The sequence below is a fragment of the Saccharopolyspora sp. NPDC000359 genome, from assembly GCF_040300525.1.
Taxonomy (GTDB): domain Bacteria; phylum Actinomycetota; class Actinomycetes; order Mycobacteriales; family Pseudonocardiaceae; genus Saccharopolyspora.
Map to the genome: position 1 here is coordinate 32,575 of NZ_JBEPDU010000053.1, position 17,600 is coordinate 50,174.

Annotated in this window: 22 protein-coding genes; 11 read left to right on the plus strand and 11 right to left on the minus strand. The window is 71.3% G+C overall.

Translation table 11 applies throughout. The annotated features are described in order from the left end of the window. Positions 1 to 30 precede the first annotated feature (30 nt). Complete coding sequence (locus ABT324_RS27465; RefSeq protein WP_351183303.1) at positions 31 to 336, plus strand: hypothetical protein; 306 nt, start codon at positions 31 to 33, stop codon at positions 334 to 336. A 138-nt stretch (positions 337 to 474) separates the two neighbouring features. Here the strand turns inward: ABT324_RS27465 and ABT324_RS27470 are convergent, their stop codons facing one another. Continuing rightward, the gene (locus ABT324_RS27470; protein WP_351183305.1) at positions 475 to 819 is read right to left on the minus strand and encodes a hypothetical protein; all 345 of its coding nucleotides are present in this window, start codon (positions 817 to 819) and stop codon (positions 475 to 477) included. Positions 820 to 1,056: 237 nt separating this feature from the next. On the opposite strand from ABT324_RS27470, the gene ABT324_RS27475 reads away from it, so the two are divergent. Together ABT324_RS27475 and ABT324_RS27480 are read left to right on the plus strand one after the other, a co-directional pair. Continuing rightward, positions 1,057 to 1,293: a hypothetical protein gene (locus tag ABT324_RS27475; RefSeq protein WP_351183307.1), complete on the plus strand. Its 237-nt coding sequence runs from the start codon at positions 1,057 to 1,059 to the stop codon at positions 1,291 to 1,293. Positions 1,294 to 1,711: 418 nt separating this feature from the next. Next, positions 1,712 to 1,948, plus strand: coding sequence for a hypothetical protein (locus tag ABT324_RS27480; protein WP_351183309.1), 237 nt, complete (start codon positions 1,712 to 1,714; stop codon positions 1,946 to 1,948). A gap of 18 nt (positions 1,949 to 1,966) precedes the next feature. Here the strand turns inward: ABT324_RS27480 and ABT324_RS27485 are convergent, their stop codons facing one another. From ABT324_RS27485 to ABT324_RS27495, 3 genes are read right to left on the minus strand one after another with little or no spacing between them, the layout of a single operon-like run. Continuing rightward, positions 1,967 to 2,470 carry a hypothetical protein gene (locus tag ABT324_RS27485; RefSeq protein ID WP_351183311.1) on the minus strand — a complete coding sequence of 168 codons (504 nt, stop codon included), beginning with the start codon at positions 2,468 to 2,470 and terminating at the stop codon, positions 1,967 to 1,969. Then, positions 2,467 to 2,886, minus strand: a complete 420-nt coding sequence (locus ABT324_RS27490) for a hypothetical protein (protein ID WP_351183313.1) — start codon at positions 2,884 to 2,886, stop codon at positions 2,467 to 2,469. Before ABT324_RS27490 ends, ABT324_RS27485 begins: the two co-directional genes overlap by 4 nt. Before the next feature lie 4 nt (positions 2,887 to 2,890). Then, positions 2,891 to 3,142: a hypothetical protein gene (locus ABT324_RS27495; RefSeq protein ID WP_351183315.1), complete on the minus strand. Its 252-nt coding sequence runs from the start codon at positions 3,140 to 3,142 to the stop codon at positions 2,891 to 2,893. A 127-nt stretch (positions 3,143 to 3,269) separates the two neighbouring features. Here ABT324_RS27495 and ABT324_RS27500 point away from each other — a divergent pair, with 127 nt between their 5' ends. Next, positions 3,270 to 3,746, plus strand: a complete 477-nt coding sequence (locus ABT324_RS27500; protein WP_351183317.1) for a pyridoxamine 5'-phosphate oxidase family protein — start codon at positions 3,270 to 3,272, stop codon at positions 3,744 to 3,746. 48 nt (positions 3,747 to 3,794) lie between these two features. Here the strand turns inward: ABT324_RS27500 and ABT324_RS27505 are convergent, their stop codons facing one another. The 3 genes from ABT324_RS27505 to pdhA all read right to left on the minus strand — a co-directional run bounded on the left by ABT324_RS27505 (position 3,795) and on the right by pdhA (position 7,531). Next, a complete protein-coding gene (locus tag ABT324_RS27505; protein WP_351183319.1) occupies positions 3,795 to 5,114 on the minus strand; it encodes a dihydrolipoamide acetyltransferase family protein in 1,320 nt (439 codons plus the stop codon). A 183-nt stretch (positions 5,115 to 5,297) separates the two neighbouring features. Next, positions 5,298 to 6,314: an alpha-ketoacid dehydrogenase subunit beta gene (locus ABT324_RS27510; RefSeq protein ID WP_351183321.1), complete on the minus strand. Its 1,017-nt coding sequence runs from the start codon at positions 6,312 to 6,314 to the stop codon at positions 5,298 to 5,300. Further along, on the minus strand, positions 6,314 to 7,531 hold the full coding sequence (gene pdhA / locus ABT324_RS27515) for a pyruvate dehydrogenase (acetyl-transferring) E1 component subunit alpha (protein WP_351183323.1): 1,218 nt from the start codon (positions 7,529 to 7,531) through the stop codon (positions 6,314 to 6,316). The genes ABT324_RS27510 and pdhA overlap by 1 nt, the downstream gene beginning before the upstream one ends. A 396-nt stretch (positions 7,532 to 7,927) precedes the next feature. Between pdhA and ABT324_RS27520 the strand changes: the two genes are divergently transcribed. From ABT324_RS27520 to ABT324_RS27550, 7 genes are all read left to right on the plus strand, one after another. Further along, entirely contained in the window at positions 7,928 to 8,077 is a 150-nt protein-coding gene (locus ABT324_RS27520; protein ID WP_351183325.1) for a hypothetical protein, read from the plus strand. Beyond that, positions 8,053 to 8,712, plus strand: a complete 660-nt coding sequence (locus tag ABT324_RS27525) for a GOLPH3/VPS74 family protein (protein WP_351183327.1) — start codon at positions 8,053 to 8,055, stop codon at positions 8,710 to 8,712. Before ABT324_RS27520 ends, ABT324_RS27525 begins: the two co-directional genes overlap by 25 nt. Before the next feature lie 78 nt (positions 8,713 to 8,790). Next, positions 8,791 to 9,438: a GOLPH3/VPS74 family protein gene (locus tag ABT324_RS27530; RefSeq protein ID WP_351183329.1), complete on the plus strand. Its 648-nt coding sequence runs from the start codon at positions 8,791 to 8,793 to the stop codon at positions 9,436 to 9,438. 2 nt (positions 9,439 to 9,440) lie between these two features. Further along, positions 9,441 to 10,049, plus strand: coding sequence for a GOLPH3/VPS74 family protein (locus tag ABT324_RS27535; RefSeq protein WP_351183331.1), 609 nt, complete (start codon positions 9,441 to 9,443; stop codon positions 10,047 to 10,049). Between the two features lie 60 nt (positions 10,050 to 10,109). After that, a complete protein-coding gene (locus ABT324_RS27540; protein ID WP_351183333.1) occupies positions 10,110 to 11,525 on the plus strand; it encodes a M20/M25/M40 family metallo-hydrolase in 1,416 nt (471 codons plus the stop codon). Positions 11,526 to 11,542: 17 nt separating this feature from the next. Continuing rightward, positions 11,543 to 12,349, plus strand: a complete 807-nt coding sequence (locus tag ABT324_RS27545; RefSeq protein WP_351183335.1) for an ATP-binding cassette domain-containing protein — start codon at positions 11,543 to 11,545, stop codon at positions 12,347 to 12,349. Beyond that, positions 12,346 to 12,993, plus strand: a complete 648-nt coding sequence (locus ABT324_RS27550) for a hypothetical protein (protein WP_351183337.1) — start codon at positions 12,346 to 12,348, stop codon at positions 12,991 to 12,993. The genes ABT324_RS27545 and ABT324_RS27550 overlap by 4 nt, the downstream gene beginning before the upstream one ends. Here the strand turns inward: ABT324_RS27550 and ABT324_RS27555 are convergent. The 4 genes from ABT324_RS27555 to ABT324_RS27570 all read right to left on the minus strand — a co-directional run. Beyond that, complete coding sequence (locus tag ABT324_RS27555) at positions 12,990 to 13,181, minus strand: PspC domain-containing protein (RefSeq protein WP_351183339.1); 192 nt, start codon at positions 13,179 to 13,181, stop codon at positions 12,990 to 12,992. The two genes, ABT324_RS27550 and ABT324_RS27555, sit on opposite strands and share 4 nt — an antisense overlap. Before the next feature lie 34 nt (positions 13,182 to 13,215). Next, complete coding sequence (locus ABT324_RS27560) at positions 13,216 to 14,868, minus strand: glycosyltransferase family 87 protein (protein ID WP_502949809.1); 1,653 nt, start codon at positions 14,866 to 14,868, stop codon at positions 13,216 to 13,218. A 78-nt stretch (positions 14,869 to 14,946) separates the two neighbouring features. Next, complete coding sequence (locus ABT324_RS27565) at positions 14,947 to 17,382, minus strand: transglycosylase domain-containing protein (RefSeq protein WP_351183341.1); 2,436 nt, start codon at positions 17,380 to 17,382, stop codon at positions 14,947 to 14,949. Further along, the coding region (locus tag ABT324_RS27570; protein ID WP_351183343.1) for a hypothetical protein at positions 17,379 to 17,600 on the minus strand (222 nt) is incomplete at its 5' end. The genes ABT324_RS27570 and ABT324_RS27565, both read right to left, overlap by 4 nt.

Sequence of the window (17,600 nt, forward strand, 5' to 3'; positions counted from 1 at the left end):
CGAGTAAGGCCGCGGCGGATACATCGTCACGTGGACGCGGACCGCTTGCGCTGCCCACGCCGGCATCGGGACGATGCGCTCGCGGTCGTTCTTCGGCAGCGCGAACACGAAGTGCCTGCCGAGCTCCTTGACCTGCCTCCGCACCCTGATGACCTGTTCGTCAAAGTCGAAGTCCTCCAGCCCGAGACCGAACAACTCGCCCTGGCGCAGGCCGCACGCCGCGCCGAGGATCGGCAACGCTCGGATTTCAGCACGTCGATCGGCGGTGTCAGGTACTTGGCGATGTCCGACAATGCGATCCCGCCGTATGTGTCGCCGAACTCGTCGCGGTGCTGACGAAGGTACTTCCGAATCTCGTTGGTGTCATTGCCGTACTGATACAACAAGTCCGAGAAGGACTGGATGCTGGGCGGGTCTGCGTGAAACCCCGTCACCACTGGCCTCCATCGCATTCAGGTGTACATTGTCTTGTGGTCACGAGAAGATGCTCATGTAGAGGTCCGCAAGCTGCCGCAGCAGAAAGACGACCAGCACCAAGAACAGGAAGGCCGCAAGAGCAATCAGTACGGGCCATCCTGGCGTGTTGCGTAGGTATCTACGGCCCAGGAAGCCCGGCAGCAACCTTCGCCGTTGCGCAGACGTTTTGTCCCGATGCTGGGTATAACGCCCTGTGGGGTTGGCTTTTTCTGGCTGGTCGAATGGGATCAGCTCATCGTCCGAGCCCGGATCCTCGGGAACTCCGCGGTTGTCGTCGCGCGGAGGTGGCACGTTGCCGTCCCTTGACATGTCATCCCCGAGTCCCGTCGACGGTTCGGCCAACGGCAGCTTCCCGCTTGATCACTTCCCGCCGCATGGTAACCGTGAGGTCTGCAAACTGGCGGCGGTTCAGCCGGGTTCGGCTTGCCGGATGAGGACGTCTTGAGCACTCGATGTGGTCTCTCTGCCTTCTGATTTGACGTTGACTAGACCATCTGAGTGAGACCCCCTTCACGAAGCCGGTTCCGCAGTCATCTGCGCCTGGTGTCGATATGCTGCCGTTCGGCCAGTCGGCCCAAAATGTCCAATGTGGAGCCCCGCAGGCGTCAAGAGGTCGACATCAAGGACCTGGGCGAGGAGCACTTCGGCGGGTGGGCCGCCCGGAACCCCGAGCAGGTCCCGCTGGCCTTCGACGAGTGCGTGTCCAACACCGTCCCGCTGTTCGCCGGTGGCGCGGACTCGTGGGACAACCTCGCGAAGCAGGACCTCCAGGTCGTGTGGGGGACGCACAGCCAACTGCTGGCCCGGATGCGCTGACGCGGCGCAGGCGGGGAGGAGCTGTGGTCTCCGGCGACCGGTCAGCTCCAGCGAGAACGCGGCTCAACCGGACCACCTGGGGGCGTCCGGACCTGCGACCACCCGGCGGAGTGGCGCTCGCCACGGTGCGGAATTGCACAAAGAGTTCGCGGGTTGAACAGGGACGAGGCACCATTTCGTGGGCCCTTGCCCGGGTAGGACTGGGCAAGTGCACCATGACGCTAGTCCAAGTGGATGAATGTGGGCGCGGACCGCATCACCAACGAGGCCGGTGTGCGTCACATCGGCACAGCGCGGAGCCACCGGGCACCGGGTTGCGCCGACGAGCTCCGCGGGGAGGGCTCGCCTTCGGGTGGCGGGCAGCTGTTGCTGCTGGTCACCCGGCCACAGCTTCGAGAGTGAACGGGAGGGCGAAGCGGTGAAGAAGACCACCCCTGACCTGGAGACACCCATCTTCCGGGAACTGAACGAAGAACTCGGCGCGCTGCCGGAGATCGACGTCCACGACTTCGACGAGCACGCGTTCGACTTCCTCCGCGAGTACGACGCGCAGGCCGAGGAGGAGCCGACCGACGAGTCGGCCGAACCGGTCGCGGCCGCGTCGGGCTCGGGTTCCAGCTCCCGCCGTGGTGGCCGCCGCCGCAAGGGCGACTGACCTGCCCCCACCGCCCAGCTACCCGCCCGGCGCGGGTAGCTGGGTGAAGTGCACCAGCGGCGGCCCGTCCGGGCAGGTGACGGTGCCGACCGAACCCGAGGCCCCGGCCCGCTGGAAGCGCAGCCCGAACGACGTCAGCTGACCCGCGGAGACCCCCTCGCCGGAATCGGAGACCTGCCAGCCGTCGGCGACCAACGCCCGGCGCAGCTCCTCGCGAGCGGCCTCCAGTCCCAGGCCGCTCAGCTCGCCCACCACCACCAGCTTCGGCTCCTCGGCGTCGGGCACGCCCAGGTCCGACCCGCCGGACGGCACCGACACCGGGCGTCCGGCCGGTGCCAGCACCACGCTCGCCTGCCTGCCGGTCCCCGGCAGGTCGGGGGCTGCGCGCTGCTGGCCGCCCGCGGCGAGCAGTTCCCGGGCTCGCGCGCAGTCAGCTCTATCCACCGACCGCCCCTGCACCGGTGCTGCGGGCAGCGCGCACCCCGCCAGCAGCAGCAGCGGCAGCAGGAACGCGGCCCTCACCGCAACACCGCCTCGGTCTCGCTGTCGCAGTACAGGTCGCCGTCGACCTCGCCCAGCGTCTCGAACTGCACCCGGTAGCCGACGACCTGCTGGCTCGGCAGCGCCATCCCCGCCAGCCCGCGCCGGAACACCACCCGGGCCACGCCGTCGGCGCCGGTCTCGCCGTAGCCCAGGACCATGCCCGTCGACTCCCCGCGCGCATCGCGGGCGGAACTGAGGAACGCCAGCCGCCGACCGGGGAAGGGCGCACCGTCGCGGGTCAACCGGGCCTCCAGCTCCAGCGGCGCTTCCGGGTCGGTGACCTGCACCGGCGAGGCGCTCAGCTCCGTCGACCGGCACGCCGAGCACCCCGAGGCGACCGGGAGCAGCCCGGCGACCAGCGCCAGCGCGGCGCACCCCGGCTTCCAGCCGCCCACGTGATCAGCAACCTCCCGCCGAGTAGTCGGTGACCTCGACGTCCTCCTCGCCGAACGGCGTCGAGACCACCGACGCCAGGTCCAGGATGTAGTCCGGCACGTCGCCGCCCGGGTCGAGGAAGGTGAGCGACTGCTGGCCGTCCGCCCCGGAGAGGGTGATCCCGTTGTTCACCGACTCCGCCATCGACGGCTTCGAGCCCAGCTCCAGGCACACCAGCTCGACCGGTCCGAGCTCCAGCTCGAACTTGCTGCTCAACGGCCGAAAATCCTGATCGTACCGGTGGAAGCGGATGGGGAAGTTGGGCGGATCGGCGGCCCTGGTTGGGACGACCAGCCGTCACTCGTCCGCGCCACTGTCGGTGACCGCTGCCACCATGTCGCGCATGTCGACATGGCAGGAGTTCGCCGAGCAAGCCCCGGAGCTGGCCGCTCGGGTCCGGGCGCGGTTGGAGACCTTCCAGCACCACGTGCTGGCCACCTTGCGGCGCGATGGTTCGCCGCGGGTCAGCGGCACTGAAGTCGGTTGGCGGGGGCCCGACCTGACCCTCGGTTCGATGCCGGGGGCGCGCAAGGCCGTGGACCTGCGGCGCGACGCCCGGTTCGCGCTGCACGCCAACCCCGGCGCCGCGGAGGACATGATCGGCGGGGTGGACGTGAAGCTGGCCGGGCGCGCGGTGGAGGTCACCGGCGACGAGCACCGGGCCTGGGTGGCGGAGGCCAAGCCGCCGTCCGCGGACTCGCACCTGTTCCGGCTGGACCTCACCGAGGTCACCACGACCGGCGTCAGCGAGGACCAGACGCACCTGGTCATCACCGCCTGGACCCCGGGCGGCGGGGTCAGGACCACCAAGCGCGCCTGAGGCCGCGGGAGCAGCGCCGGTCCGCCGTGGGACCGGCGCTGCCCGCGATCAGTAGGTGATCGCCATGGCCGGGTTCGCCAGCAGGGCGCCGACGTCGGCGAGGAACTGGGAACCCTGCTGGCCGTCCACCACCCGGTGGTCGAAGCTCAGCGCCAGCTGGCACACCTTGCGCGGCACCACCTGGCCGTCCACCACCCACGGCATGTCGCGGATCGCGCCGAGGGCCAGGATCGCCGACTCGCCCGGGTTGAGGATCGGCGTGCCGGTGTCCACGCCGAAGACGCCCACGTTGGTGATCGTGAACGTGCCGCCCAGCATGTCCGCCGGAGGCGTCTTGCCCTCCCGCGCGGTGCTGGTCAGCTGCTCCAACGCCTGCGCCAGCTCCTTCAGGGACTTCTGGTCGGCGTCGCGGACCTTCGGCACCACCAGGCCGCGCGGCGTGGCCGCCGCGATGCCCAGGTGCACGTAGTCCTTGTAGACGATCTCGCCCGCCGCCTCGTCCCAGGTGGCGTTGACGTCCGGGGTCCGGCGGGCCGCCAGGCAGACCGCCTTCGCCGCGAAGGCCAGCGGGGTGACCTTGACGTCGCGGAACTCCGGGTGCGACTTGAGCTGCTCGCGCAGCTCCATCATCGGCGTGACGTCGACGGTCAGGAACTCGGTGACGTGCGGGGCGGTGAACGCGCTGTTCACCATCGCCTGCGCGGTCGCCTTGCGGACGCCCTTGATCGGCACCCGCCGCTCGCGCGCCCCCGGCTCGGCGACCGGCGCGACCGGCGCGGCGCCCGCGGCGGACTGCACGTCCTCGCGGGTGATCACGCCGCCCGAACCGGACCCGGTCAGGCCGTGCAGGTCCACGCCCAGGTCCTTGGCCAGCTTGCGCACCGGCGGCTTGGCCAGCGGGACGTAACCGCCCGCCGGAGCCGCCGGAGCCGCCGGAACTGCGGGCTGCGGCTCGGGCTGCGGCTGCGGCGGGGCCTCGGCGACCGCTGTCGCCGCTGCGGGCTGCTGCCCCTTGCGGGGACGGCGCTTGGTGCTGGTCGTGCGCGGGCCGTAGCCGACGAGCGTGGCGATCCGGCCGTTGGACTCCTCGCCGATCTTGCCGCCGTCCTCGCCCGCGGGCTCGGCGCCGCCCATGTCGATCGCGATGATCGGCGAGCCGACCTCCACGGTCTGCCCCGGATCGGCGAGCAGCTCGCGGACGGTGCCCGCCCACGGGCACGGCAGCTCGACCGACGCCTTCGCGGTCTCGATCTCCACGATCACCTGGTTCACGGTGACCGCGTCCCCCGGCTGGACCCGCCAGCCCAGGATCTCCGCCTCGGTCAGCCCCTCACCGACGTCGGGCAGCGGGAATTGCTTGATGGCCATCGAAACGACTCCCCTTGTCTCTGGTGCGGCGAAGCCGCTCGGCCCACCTCCGCGGAGCAGCCACCGGCGGGTTCCCGGACATCATCTGGCGCGGACAGCCCGTTCGCCGGGCACGCGCGACCAGGCGGCGTCCGAGGTTGCGCTGCGGGACCACGCACGCAGGGCGGGCACTTCTGGAAACCCTCAGTACGCCAGCGAGCGGTCTACCGCGTCCAACACCCGGTCGAGGTCGGGCAGGTAGCCCTCCTCCAGCTTGCTCGGCGGGTACGGGGTGTCGAACCCGGTCACCCGCAGCACCGGGGCCTCCAGCGAGTAGAAGCACTCCTGCTGCACCCGGGCGGCGATCTCCGAGGTGATCGACGACTCCGCCGGCGCCTCGCTGACCAGCACCAACCGGCCGGTGCGGCGGACCGAGTCGAACACCGGTCCCAGGTCCAGCGGGGACAGCGAGCGCAGGTCGACGACCTCCAGCTCGGTGCCGTCCTCGGCGGCGGCGGCCGCCGCGTCCAGGCAGGTGCGCACCACCGGGCCGTAGCCGACCACGGTCGCCGCCGACCCCGGGCGCACCACCTGCGAGCTGAACAGCGGCGCGGGCGGGGTGCCCGGGTCGAGCTCGGCCTTCTCGTAGTAGCGGCGCTTCGGCTCGAAGAACAGCACCGGGTCGTCGCACTCGATGGCCTGCTGCAGCATCCAGTAGGCGTCCACCGGGTTCGAGCAGGACACCACCTTCAGCCCGCCGACGTGCGCGAACAGCGACTCCGGCGACTCCGAGTGGTGCTCGACGGCGCCGATGCCACCGCCGAAGGGCACCCGCACCACGACCGGCACCTTCACCTTGCCCTGGCTGCGGTAGTGCAGCTTGGCCAGCTGGGACACGATCTGGTCGAAGCCGGGGAAGATGAACCCGTCGAACTGGATCTCGCACACCGGGCGGAAGCCGCGGATGGCCAGCCCGACCGCGGTGCCGATGATCCCGGACTCGGCCAGCGGCGTGTCCAGCACGCGGTGCTCGCCGAAGTCCTTCTGCAGGCCGTCGGTGATCCGGAAGACGCCACCGAGCTTGCCCACGTCCTCACCCATGACCAGCACCTTCGGGTCGCGCTCGAGCGCGGCGCGCAGGCCCATGTTGAGCGCTTTCGCGATGGTGACGGTCTGGGTGCCCGCCGCGGCGGTCGGGCGTTCCAATGCGGGCGCGGCCATCAGCGCACACCTCCTGCCATCGCTTCGTCGGCGAAACCGGCCAGGTACTGCAGGTAGGCCTCGCGCTGCGCGGCCACCTGCGGGGTCTCCTCCGCGTAGACCTCGGAGAACATCCGTTCCGGTGGGGGTTCGGGGATGTTGAAGCAGAAGTCGCGGAACCGCGCGGCCAGCTCGTCGGCCTCGGCGTCCACGCCGTCGAAGAAGTCCTGCTCGACGCCCTGGTCGCGGACCAGGTGCACCCGCAGCCGCTCGATCGGGTCCTTGAGCTTCCACGCCTCGTGCTCGTCGGCGAGCCGGTAGCGGGTCGGGTCGTCGGAGGTGGTGTGCGCGTCCATGCGGTAGGTGAACGCCTCGATCAGCACCGGGCCGTTGCCCTGGCGGCACTCGTCCAGCGCCCAGCGGCTGACCGCGAGGCTGGCGAGCACGTCGTTGCCGTCCACCCGGATGCCGGGGAAGCCGTAGCCGCTGGCGCGCTGGTGCAGCGGGACGCGGGTCTGCCGCTCCAGCGGCTCGGAGATCGCCCACTGGTTGTTCTGGCAGAAGAACACCACCGGGGCGTCGTAGACCGCCGACCACACCATCGCCTCGTGCACGTCGCCCTGGCTGGTGGCGCCGTCGCCGAAGAAGACCATGGTGGCCTCGCCGTCGCGGTCACCGACCTTGCCTTCGAAGCGCTGGCCCATCGCGTAGCCGGTGGCGTTCAGGCACTGGTTGCCGATGACGATGGTGTAGAGGTGGAACCGCGCGCTGATCGGGTCCCAGCTGCCGTGGTCGGTGCCGCGGAAGATGCCCAGCAGCTCGGTCGGGTCGATCCCGCGGCACCAGGCGACGCCGTGCTCGCGGTAGCTCGGGAAGGCCATGTCCTGCGGCTGCAGCGCCCGGCCCGCCCCGATCTGGGCGGCTTCCTGGCCGAGCAGCGGGACCCAGATGCCCAGCTGCCCCTGCCGCTGCAGCGCGTTGCCCTCCCGGTCGGCACGGCGCACCAGCACCATGTCGCGGTAGAGGTCGCGCAGCTGCGCGGTGGAGATGTCCAGGTCGAAGTCGGGGTGCTCGACCCGCTGACCTTCTGGGGTGAGGAGCTGCACGAGGTCAGCTCCGCCTTCGCTCGTCGCGCGCAAACCGGCGATCACCTGCTCCCGTGTGGGTTTCGCTGCGGTAGCGGCAGGGGGGCCGGTGGTGCCTTCGGTTTCCGGTCGCGTCCATTGCTCGGGGGACATGCGTGATCTCCTCGTCTCGCGCCGACCACGCCGCTTGTGGCGCCGTGACCGACAGCCCTGGCCGCGACCTGCGGTGACCTGGTGGGTCACCCGGTTGCGCGACCGGGGCAGTTGGATCGCTCCCCGCCATCCTGGCACGAAACCGGCCTGCATCGTGAGCCCTGCCACAGGGGTCAGGTCCCACCTCGGCGCGGTGGGCCTGCTCCCGCTCGATCACCGTAGTTCGCCGCAGATCAAGGCAAATCCGCAGGTCATCGAAGTAATGGAGGTCCGACTAACGCTTTCTGGACCATCGCAGTGCCGATATTGGAGACGTGCATCGGATACACCTTCAGGTTCTTTGCCCGTTTTGTTACCTTCATCGGCGCCTGCTCCCAGCGAGGAAGGGCCAGCACCGTGGACAGCCCCGAGGTACCCCCGGTCGGTCGAGTGCCCAGCACCGGCGACCTGACCGAGCTCGCCCGCATCATCCGCGCCCTCGGCGAGGCGCTGACCCAGCCGGACTGCGACAAACTGGACGGGTGGGCGAGTACGCGAACCTGCTGACGCTGCCGGACGAGTTCGCGCTGCTGCTGCACAAGCCCGGCGGGACCTGCTGCTCCAGCGCGAACCCGAACGCCGCCACCGCGGCCGCCGAGATCGGCGAACTGGTGCTGCGCGGCCGGGTGGCGGCGCACGGCACCGCGGTCCAGTTGCTGGACACGGCCTCCAGCGGGCACCCGTGGATGGACCAGCTGCTGGTGGACTTCGCGGCGGTGGCCGGGCGCGAGAACCACCCGGTGGAGCTGGGCTGGTGGCTGGCGCTGCGCTCCACCGCCTTCGCGACGCACCGGTCGGTGCTGGTCGAGCGCGGGGTCCTGCGGGTGGAGCGGCGGAAGCTCCTCGGGTTCCTGCCCGACGACCGCTACCACCCCGACCACGCGACCCGGACGGCCCTGCTCGCCGAGCTCCACTCGCTGGCCCGCGGCGAACTCCCGGTCGACGACCGCTTGGCGCTGCTCGCGGCGCTGCTGCACCACACCGGCCTGGCCCACCCACTGGGCTTCGACCGCCGCGAGCGCACCCACCTCCGCACCCTCGCCGACGCCGAGCCCCCGGACGCCCACCTCACCCCCGAGGTCCAAGCGGCGATCCACGCCCTGACGACGATCCCCACCGCGCCCGTCACCCCGAACGGCTGACCGCGGCTCCACCCCGGGCCGGAGGGCGGATTCGGCGAGATCGAGGTGCGGGGTGGGCAGCGGTGCCAGACTGGGGTGATGACTTCGCTCAGCTTGCCGGAAGAGTTCGTGCTGCTGCTGCAGCGGGAGAACGGGTCGTTCTACTCGGCTTGCGACCACGTCGGGGCCGCCGAGCTCGGTGAACTGGTGCTTCAGGGGCGGGTGTCGTTCACCGGGAAGAAGATCCGGGTGGACGACCCCAGCCCGAGCGGCGTCGGCTGGGTCGACGAATCGATCAGCTACCTGCGACGGAAGGCCGGACCGCGGAACAAGCCGGTGGCGGCGACGAGCTTCATCCAGAGCCGGCGCGGGGCGCGCAAGCGGCACTGCGCCGCCCTGGTGCCGCGCGGTCTGGTGCGGCACGAGCAGCGGACCACGCTGTTCATCCCGCACGACAAGTTCTACCCGGACCAGGCGGCGCGCACCTCGCTGGTCGAGGAGATCCGCTCCGCCGCCCGCGGTGAGCTCGAGCTGGACAACCGGTTGGCGCTGCTCGCGGCGCTGACGCACGCGACCGGCCTGGTCCGGCACCTCGGCTTCGAGCGCGCCGACCGCAAGCGGCTGAAGGAGATCAGCAAGGGCGAGGCGCTGGGCAAGGCCGTCGAGCAGGTGATCGCGGCAACAGTCGCGGTGATCACCGCCACCACCACCGCCGCCACCGCGGGTGCGGTCGCTGGCGGGAGCTGAGCGTGATCCTCTCCGACGAGCTGGCCCTGATCGCGCACACCCCGGAAGGGGTGCGCTACGGCGGGGCGCCGCACCTCGCGATCGCCGCCGGTGAGGTCGGCGAGCTGCTGCTCCAGCAGCGGTTGGTGCTGCACGACCGGTTCCTGCTGGTGCACGACCCGACGCCGACCGGGCATCCGGTGCTGGACCAGGTGCTCGGCCAGGTGGTGCACCGCCGCGACCCGACGCGGCTGGCCACCCTGCTGGTGGACCAGGCGCACTGCTACCCGGCGAAGATGAACTACCTGGTCAGCGCCGGTCTGGTCCGGCACGAGGCGCGGGGCGGCGTGTTCACCAGGCACCTCCACGTGCCGGAGCCGAACCTCCGCAACGCCGTGCTGCTCCGGCTGCAGGACATGCTGACCGGGGCGGCGGCACCGGATCCGCGCACGGTGGCGCTCGCCGGGATCGTGCACCACTCCGGGCTGGGTGCGGAGCTCATCCCGTTCCCCGACCACCGCGCTGTCCTCGCGCACTTCGGCGAGCAGGACCCGCTCGGCAGGGTCGTCCTGGACGTGCGCGCGCAGGCCAGGGCCGCGGCGGTGACCACGGTGGTCGTCGCCGCCTCCTGAGCTGCTGGGCAGTTCCGGCCAGTGCCAGCTGCCGTGATTCCGCGGGCATAGGATCGCGGCGTGGATCGTGTTGCCGTTGCGAAGACCGTTGACCAGGTGTGGGACGAATCCGTCCTGCCGAGCCTCTCGGAGCTGGTGGAGATCCCAGCAGTCTCCCCCGCCTTCGACGCCGACTGGGCCACGTCCGGGCACCTCGACGCCGCCGTGGAGCACGTGCGCCGGTGGATCACCGCGCGCGGCATCGCGGGCGCCGAGGTCGAGGTGGTGCGGCTGCCGGAGCGCACGCCGCTGCTGCTGGTGGACGTCCCGGCCACCGAGGGCGCTGGCGAGGGGACCGTGCTGCTCTACGGGCACCTCGACAAGCAGCCGCCGGTGGGCGGCTGGTCGGAGGGCCTGGGCCCGTGGACGCCGGTGGTCCGCGGCGACCGGCTGTACGGGCGCGGCGCGGCCGACGACGGCTACGCCGGGTACGCGGCGATCACCGCGATCGAGGCGGTCCGCGCGCACGGCGGCGCGCACGCGCGCTGCGTGGTGCTGCTCGAGACCGGCGAGGAGTCCGGCAGCCCGGACCTGCCCGCCTACCTGCAGCACCTGTCCGAGCGGCTCGGTGACGTGTCGCTGGTGGTCTGCCTGGACTCCGGGGCGGGCGACTACGACCGGATGTGGCTGACCACCTCGCTGCGCGGCATGGTGCAGCTGGAGGTCACCGTGCAGGTGCTGGAGAGCGGTCTGCACTCCGGTATCGCCAGCGGCATCGTGCCCAGCTCGTTCCGCGTGCTGCGGCAGCTGCTGGACCGGCTGGAGGACTCGGCCACCGGTGCGGTCCGGCTGCCGGAGCTGAACGTGGAGATCCCGGCGAACCGGATCGCCGAGATCCGCTCGTCGATCGCCGCCGCGCCGGGCCTGGTGCGCAACTCGGTGCCGTGGCTGGACGGCCTGCGGCCGGTCGCCGAGGACGAGGTCGAGCTTGCGCTGAACAACTTCTGGCGGCCGACGCTGTCGATCATCGGCGCCGAGGGCCTGCCGAAGCCGGGGGACGCGGGCAACGTGCTGCGGCCCAGCACCACCGCCCTGCTGAGCTTCCGGCTGCCGCCGACCGCGGACCCGGAAGCCGCGCTGCGCGCCGTGCAGGAGGAGCTGACCAACGACGTGCCCTACGGCGCGAAGGTGACCTTCGGGCACACCGAGGCCGGGCTGGGCTGGAACGCGCCCGACCTCGCGCCGTGGCTGGAGACCGCGCTCGACCAGGCCTCGGACGAGGTGTTCGGCGCGGAGTGGCGGACGATGGGCCTCGGCGGCTCGATCCCGTTCATGGGCCTGCTGCAGGACGCCTACCCGGCGGCGCAGTTCGTGGTGACCGGCGCGCTCGGCCCGGACAGCAACGCGCACGTGCCGGACGAGGCGCTGAACCTGCCGTTCGCCGCGAAGATCACCTCGGCGATCGCCTACGTCCTGGACGCCCACGCCACTCGCTGACCGGGGGTTTCGGGGTGGTGCGGGAGCTCGTCGGGGTGGTCAAGGACTACCGGTCGCGGCCGGTGCTGCGGGGTGTGGACCTCGCGGTGGCGGCCGGTGAGGTGGTCGGGGTCCTGGGCACCAACGGTTCCGGGAAGTCCACGCTGCTGCGCATCCTCGCCGGGGTCTCCCGACCGTCCGGCGGAACCACCTCCGGGCGGCCGCGCACCGGCTACGTGCCCGACCGGTTCCCCGCGCGGCAGCGGATGAGCGCCCGCACCTACCTGTGCCACCTCGGCCGGATCAGCGGGCTGCCCACGGCCGAAGCCCGGCGGCGCGCCGGGGAGTGGTTGGAGCGCTTCGCGCTGGCCGGTGGACCGGACGCGCCGCTGCGCGAACTGTCGAAGGGCAACGCGCAGAAGGTCGGGTTGGCGCAGGCGCTGCTGCCGGAACCGGAACTGCTGGTGCTGGACGAACCGTGGTCCGGGCTGGACGCGGCGACCCGCGCGGTGCTGACCGAGGTTGTCGGCGAACGCGCCGCCGCGGGCACCGCCGTGGTGTTCACCGACCACCGCCCGGAGTTCGTGCGGAGCACCGCGACCCGGTCGCTCCGGCTCGTCGACGGTCGCCTCCAGCTGCTGGAGGCCGAGGTGCCGACCTGCCGGATCCGGTTGCGCGGTGGGGGAGGCGAGGACTGGGCCGGGTGGCCCGGCGTGCTGTCGGAGCGCCGGGACGGCGAGGTCGAGCTGGAGGTGGCGGTGGCGGAGCGGGAACCGGTGCTGCTGGAGGCGATCCGGCGCGGCTGCGCGGTGGTCGCGGTGGATTCCGGGGCGGGGCGGCGATGATCGCGCTGGTCCGCTACCGGCTCGCCGAGCTCGGCCACTCGCAGCGCTACCTGCCGCCGGTGCTGCTCCACATCGGACTGCTGGCGGTCTTCTACAGCGATGACACCGGTCCGGCGCTGCCCAGCTACGCGGTGACCGCTGCCGCGCTGGCGGTGGTGTCGGCGTGGCTGACGATCGCGCTGGTCGACGTGGAGGACGTCGTGCAGCGCACGGTCACCCGCGCGCACGTCGGCTCGGTGCACCGGGTGCTCGTCGGCACCGTGCTGACCGTGCTGTGCTGCGCGGGGGTGCTGGCGGTGCTGACCACCGCCTGGTCCCAGGTGACGTCCGGGTTCGCCCACCCGCCAGCGGACCTCGCGATCGGCCTGCTCGGGCACGTGGTGTGCGCGGCGTTCGGCACCGCGGTCGCGCTGCCGTGCTCGGGCCTGGTGATCCGCCGGGTCGGTTACACCGCGATCGCCGCGGCGGCGCTGCTGGCGATTGCGCTGCTGGCCGAGTGGCTCCCACTGGCGCACCCGCTCCTGCTCGGGCTGAGCACGGCGTCGACGCCACCGGCGCTGCTCGTCCAGTCCACGCTCACCGCCGCCGGGCTGCTGGTCGCCAGCACGGCCCTGGTCAGCGCCTGGGTGGCCCGCCGCGGTTAGCGCTTCGGCATGAGCACCCAGAGCACCAGGTAGGCCACGAACTGCGGGCCGGGGAGCAGGCAGGACAGCAGGAACAGGATCCGGACCGTGGACGGCTTCATGTCGAACCGCTGCGCCAGCCCGGCGCACACACCGGCGATCATCGCGTTGTCCCGCGGGCGGGCCAGGGGCATTCGGTAGGTCGTCATGCCTCCAGGGTGCGCGCTGCGGGGCGGTGGCGCGTCAGGGGCGGACCCGGAGTTCTCCCCGACTGGTTGGTCCGACCGGGGTTGGTGTCTTGGCGCGGCGCCGCGGCGCGGGCAGGACGAAGCGGTCCGGGGCCCCGTCGAGGACACCGCCACACGGGTCGTCCAGGGCGTCCGGGACGCGTTCCGGGCGGACCGCGAGGGTGGCGCGCACCTTGTCGCGGGCCGGGTCGAGGGCCTCCCGGATGATCAGCACGCAAAGCGCCACCACGACCGCGTCCCGGATGACCACCGCGCCCAGGAACCAGCCCTCGGGCAGGCCCTTGTTCGCCGTGCCGAGGTAGTAGTACATGCGCGGGGCCCAGACCGCCGCGTCGACCAGCATCCAGGTCAGCAGCAGGCGCCAGCGGGGGATCGCCAGGACCGCCAGCGGCACCAACCACAGCGAGTACTGCGGGCTCCAGACCTTGTTGGTCAGCAGGAACGCCGCCACCACCAGGAAGCACAGCTGGGCCAGCCGCGGCCGGGTCGGGGCCGCCAGCGCCAGCCACGCGATGCCCGCGCAGGCCAGCAGGAACAGCACCAGGCTCACCGCGTTGAGCACCGTCGGGGACGCGCCGCTCGGCAGCGGACCGTCGAAACCGGCCCACCCGGTGAAGTGCATCAGCACGTTGTACAACGAGTCCGGGTCGGCCGGGCGCTGGTTGTTCAACCGAAAGAACTCGCCCCAGCCGTCCGGGTAGAGCAGCAGGACCGGCACGTTCACCGCCAGCCAGGCCAGCGCCGCGGCCAGCACCGCGCGCACCGCCTCCGGCACCTTGCCCGCCCGCCAGGCCAGCACCAGCAGCGGTCCGAGGAAGAACAGCGGGTAGAGCTTGGCCGCACCGCCCAGGCCGATCAGCACCCCGGCCAGCGCTGGTCGGCGCCGCGACCAGGCGAGCAGGCCCGCGGTGCCCAGCGCGGTGGCCAGCGCGTCGAAGTTGGTGAAGACGTGCACGAAGACCAGCGGGGAGAGCGCGGCGAGCGCGACGTCCCACATCCGCCTGCGGCACAGCGCCACCAGCGCCCAGATGGTCACCAGCCAGGCCGCGGCCAGCCAGAACGCGGAGAGGTTGAAGTACAGCACGCTGGTCAGGCCACCCGGCAGCAGGCCGAGCCCGGCCAGCGTCGCCCACCCGTCGGCGGCCCGCGCGTTGACCCACTGGAACAGCCCGGTCAGCACCGGGTACTCCATGTACCGGACCTTCTCCTGCGGGGTGCCCTGGTTCTCCAGCCACGCCGTCTTGTACGGGAACGCGTCGTCGCGCGCCAGGTCACCCATCCCGTAGCGCGGGATGATGTCGGTGTAGCACATGGCGGTGTACTGCTTGTTGTTCCGCCAGTCCAGCTGCGGGCCGCTGCCGGCGTCATAGGTCAGCTGGCAGGGCGCCTTGAACAGCCACGCGGCGGCCAGCACCACCACCGCGAGCAGCAGGACCACCCGCAGCGGTGTCCAGAACCACTGCCTGCCGACCTGCGCGTGCCGCCCCAACCGGCCGCCGAACGGGCGGCTGATCCGCTGCGCCAACGGCTCCGACCAGGTCGGCGCGACGCGGTCGGCGGGACCGAGCGACTCGCTGTCCACCGCCGAATCCGGGCGCCGCTCGGGGGTCGGCGGATCAGTGCTCGCGGGCTCGGTCGAGGTGGACACGTCCGGATGCTACTTGGCGCTGACGACGCACGAGGGGCACCCGCCGCAGCGGATGCCCCTCGCGCGTGAACCGGATCGTCAGCCGTAGTACCTCGGCCTGTCCGTCGGAGCGACGTTGTTCGCCCCGCCGTTGTCGCCGTCCTCCTCGTCGCCGTCACCGTTGCCGTTGCCGTTGCCGGGCGGGCACGGCGGCTCGAAGATGCCACCGCAGTCCCGGCTCGGCTTGGTGGTGGAGGTCGGGTCGTTGGACTCGCTCGGGTCCCGCGACCCGCTCGGGTCCTGCGTCTCGCTCAGCGGCTCGGTGGGCGGCTCGCTCGTCTCCGACGTCGGAGGCGGCAGCGGGATGTCCTCGAACTGCCCGATCGGGTCACCCTTCGGGATCTTCTCCTGCTTCTTGCCCTGCAGGTAGGAGTCCATGAACTTCTGCCAGACCTTCGACGGGTACTTGCTGCCGTAGAAGGTCTTGCCGTTGGCGTCCTTCAGCGGGATCGGGCCGTCCTCGTCGTTGTTGAGGATCGCCACCGCGGTGGAGATCTGCGGCGTCGCACCGACCATCCAGGCGTTCTGGTTCAGGTCCGTGGAACCCCACTGGTGCGTACCGGTCTTGGACCACACCGGCCGGTTGCCCTTGAGCGGGACCTTGCTGCTCGAGGCCACGTCCTTCATCGTCTCGGCGACGTTGTAGGCGATGTCCTTGCTCTCCTCGGCGTCGCTGCCGAACGCCGGCTCCGGATCCGGAATGTCCAGCGCGTACTCCCCGCTCACCGAGCTGAACGCCTCGGACACGAAGTGCGGCTTGACCCGCTGGCCGCCGTTGACGAACGTCCCGTAAGCCCCAGCCATGTCCGTGGGGAGCACCGGGTACAGCCCCAGCGCGATGCCGGACTCGACGATGCCGTTCCTGTTCAGCGGGGTCGACCGCGAGATGCCCGCTTCGTAGGCGGCCTCGGCGACCTTCGGGGTTCCCACCTTGGTCGCCAGGTGGACGAACACGGTGTTGACCGACTTGGTCATCGCCTCGCGGACCCCGCAGTGCGTCGGGGTGTCGCAGTCGATGCCCTCGGAGTTCCGGAAGGGGGTGCCCGCGATGACCTGGTTGTCGCTGCCGTCGTAGTACTCGCCGATGCCCAGGCCCTGCTCCAGGCCCGCTGCCACCACGAACGGCTTGAACGAGGAGCCCGGGTTCTGCGGCGTGCTGGCCCAGTCCAGGTCGCCGCGGTTCTGCTTCGACCCGTAGTAGGCGAGCACGCCGCCGGTCTCCGGATCGACCGCGACCAACGAGGTCCGCAGCGTCTCCGGCTGCGGGTCCATCACCGAGTGGACGGCCTCCTCGGCCTTCTTCTGCGCGTCCGGATCGATGGTGGTCTTGATCTGGTACCCGCCGCGGGACAGCAGGTCCTCGCTCAGCCCCTGTTCGTTCAGCTCGGCCTTGACCGCGTCCCAGATCGCGTCATGCTCGGGGGTGAGGCGTGAGTCCTTGCGGTAGCTCTCGCGAGGCAGGGTTTCGGGGAGCTGCATGGTCTCCCGCTCGCCGGGCTGCAGGAACCCGTTCTTCTCCATCTGCCCGACGACGTACTCCCAGCGCTTCTTGGCTTTCTCCGGCTTGTTGTGGCCGGGGTCGTTGCCACCGTAGGGCGACTGCACCACGCCAGCGAGGACAGCGGCTTCGGCGTTGTTCAGCTCACTCGGTTCCTTGCCGAAGTACGCGTGCGACGCGGCCTTGATCCCGGTCGTACCGCGGCCGTAGCTGGCCGTGTTCATGTACGCCAGCAGGATCTCGTCCTTGGGCTTGTCGTTGGTGAGCTTGTACGCCAGCACGACTTCCTTGATCTTGCGGACGTAGGTCGGGTCCTTCAACAGGTCCTGGTCGAGCTTGAGGAACTGCTGGGTGATCGTCGAACCACCACCGACGCCGGACCCGGTCAGCATGAAGTAGACCGACCGCGCGATGCCCATGAAGTCGAAGCCGGGGTTGTCGTAGAAGGAGGCGTCCTCAGCTGCGAGGGTGGCGTTGCGCATCGCCGGGGAGACGTCGGAGATGCTGTTCACCACCTCACGGGTCTTGTCGGTGGTGACCCGCGCCATCGGTTCACCGTTGGCGTACAGCAGGTCGACCGGCCGCTCCGAGTCCATCACCTTGGCCTGGTCCGGCGCTTCCCACGCGTTGTAGCCGTAGATGAACACCGCGACCGGTGCCAGGACGAACAGCGCGGTGGCGACGTAGCAGGTCCGGCGCACCCGGCGCCAGAGCCGACTGCGCTTGCGCCGCCGGGCGCTCATCTCGTCGTCCGGGTCGTCGTCGGCCGGGGCGAAGTCGTCGAAGCCGTCGTCGCCATCTCGATCATCCCCGTAGCGGGCATCGCCGCGCCCGTCGTCGTAGTTGTCGTACGGGTCGTCGTCCGGGAAGTCGTCGGCGTAGTAGTTGTAGTTGCCCTGCTCCTGGTGGGTGAGCAGCTGCGGCTCGCGGGGCTCCCCCGCGCCACCGCCGTTCGCCGCACCGGAAGCTCCGTTCACACCACCGGCAGCGGCGCCACCGGCCGCTCCGGCCGCGCCACCGGCTGCACTACCCGCAGCGCCAGCGGCGCCACCGGCTGCCGCACCGGCAGCACCGGCTCCCGCGGCCATGCCCGCAACCCCAGCGGCACCCGCCGCGCCCGCGGCAGCAGCGCCACCCGCGCGGCGGCGGTCGCCGCCTGGACCTGGTACGGGCCCAGCGGCGCGCGGGTCAAGGT

Bases quoted from the DNA above. Each gene is read 5' to 3' on its own strand.
- ABT324_RS27475 (WP_351183307.1), top strand. From the start codon at position 1,057: ATGTCCAATGTGGAGCCCCGCAGGCGTCAAGAGGTCGACATCAAGGAC.
- ABT324_RS27500 (WP_351183317.1), top strand. From the start codon at position 3,270: ATGTCGACATGGCAGGAGTTCGCCGAGCAAGCCCCGGAGCTGGCCGCT.
- ABT324_RS27505 (WP_351183319.1), bottom strand. From the start codon at position 5,114: ATGGCCATCAAGCAATTCCCGCTGCCCGACGTCGGTGAGGGGCTGACC.
- ABT324_RS27510 (WP_351183321.1), bottom strand. From the start codon at position 6,314: ATGGCCGCGCCCGCATTGGAACGCCCGACCGCCGCGGCGGGCACCCAG.
- pdhA (WP_351183323.1), bottom strand. From the start codon at position 7,531: ATGTCCCCCGAGCAATGGACGCGACCGGAAACCGAAGGCACCACCGGC.
- ABT324_RS27530 (WP_351183329.1), top strand. From the start codon at position 8,791: ATGACTTCGCTCAGCTTGCCGGAAGAGTTCGTGCTGCTGCTGCAGCGG.
- ABT324_RS27550 (WP_351183337.1), top strand. From the start codon at position 12,346: ATGATCGCGCTGGTCCGCTACCGGCTCGCCGAGCTCGGCCACTCGCAG.
- ABT324_RS27555 (WP_351183339.1), bottom strand. From the start codon at position 13,181: ATGACGACCTACCGAATGCCCCTGGCCCGCCCGCGGGACAACGCGATG.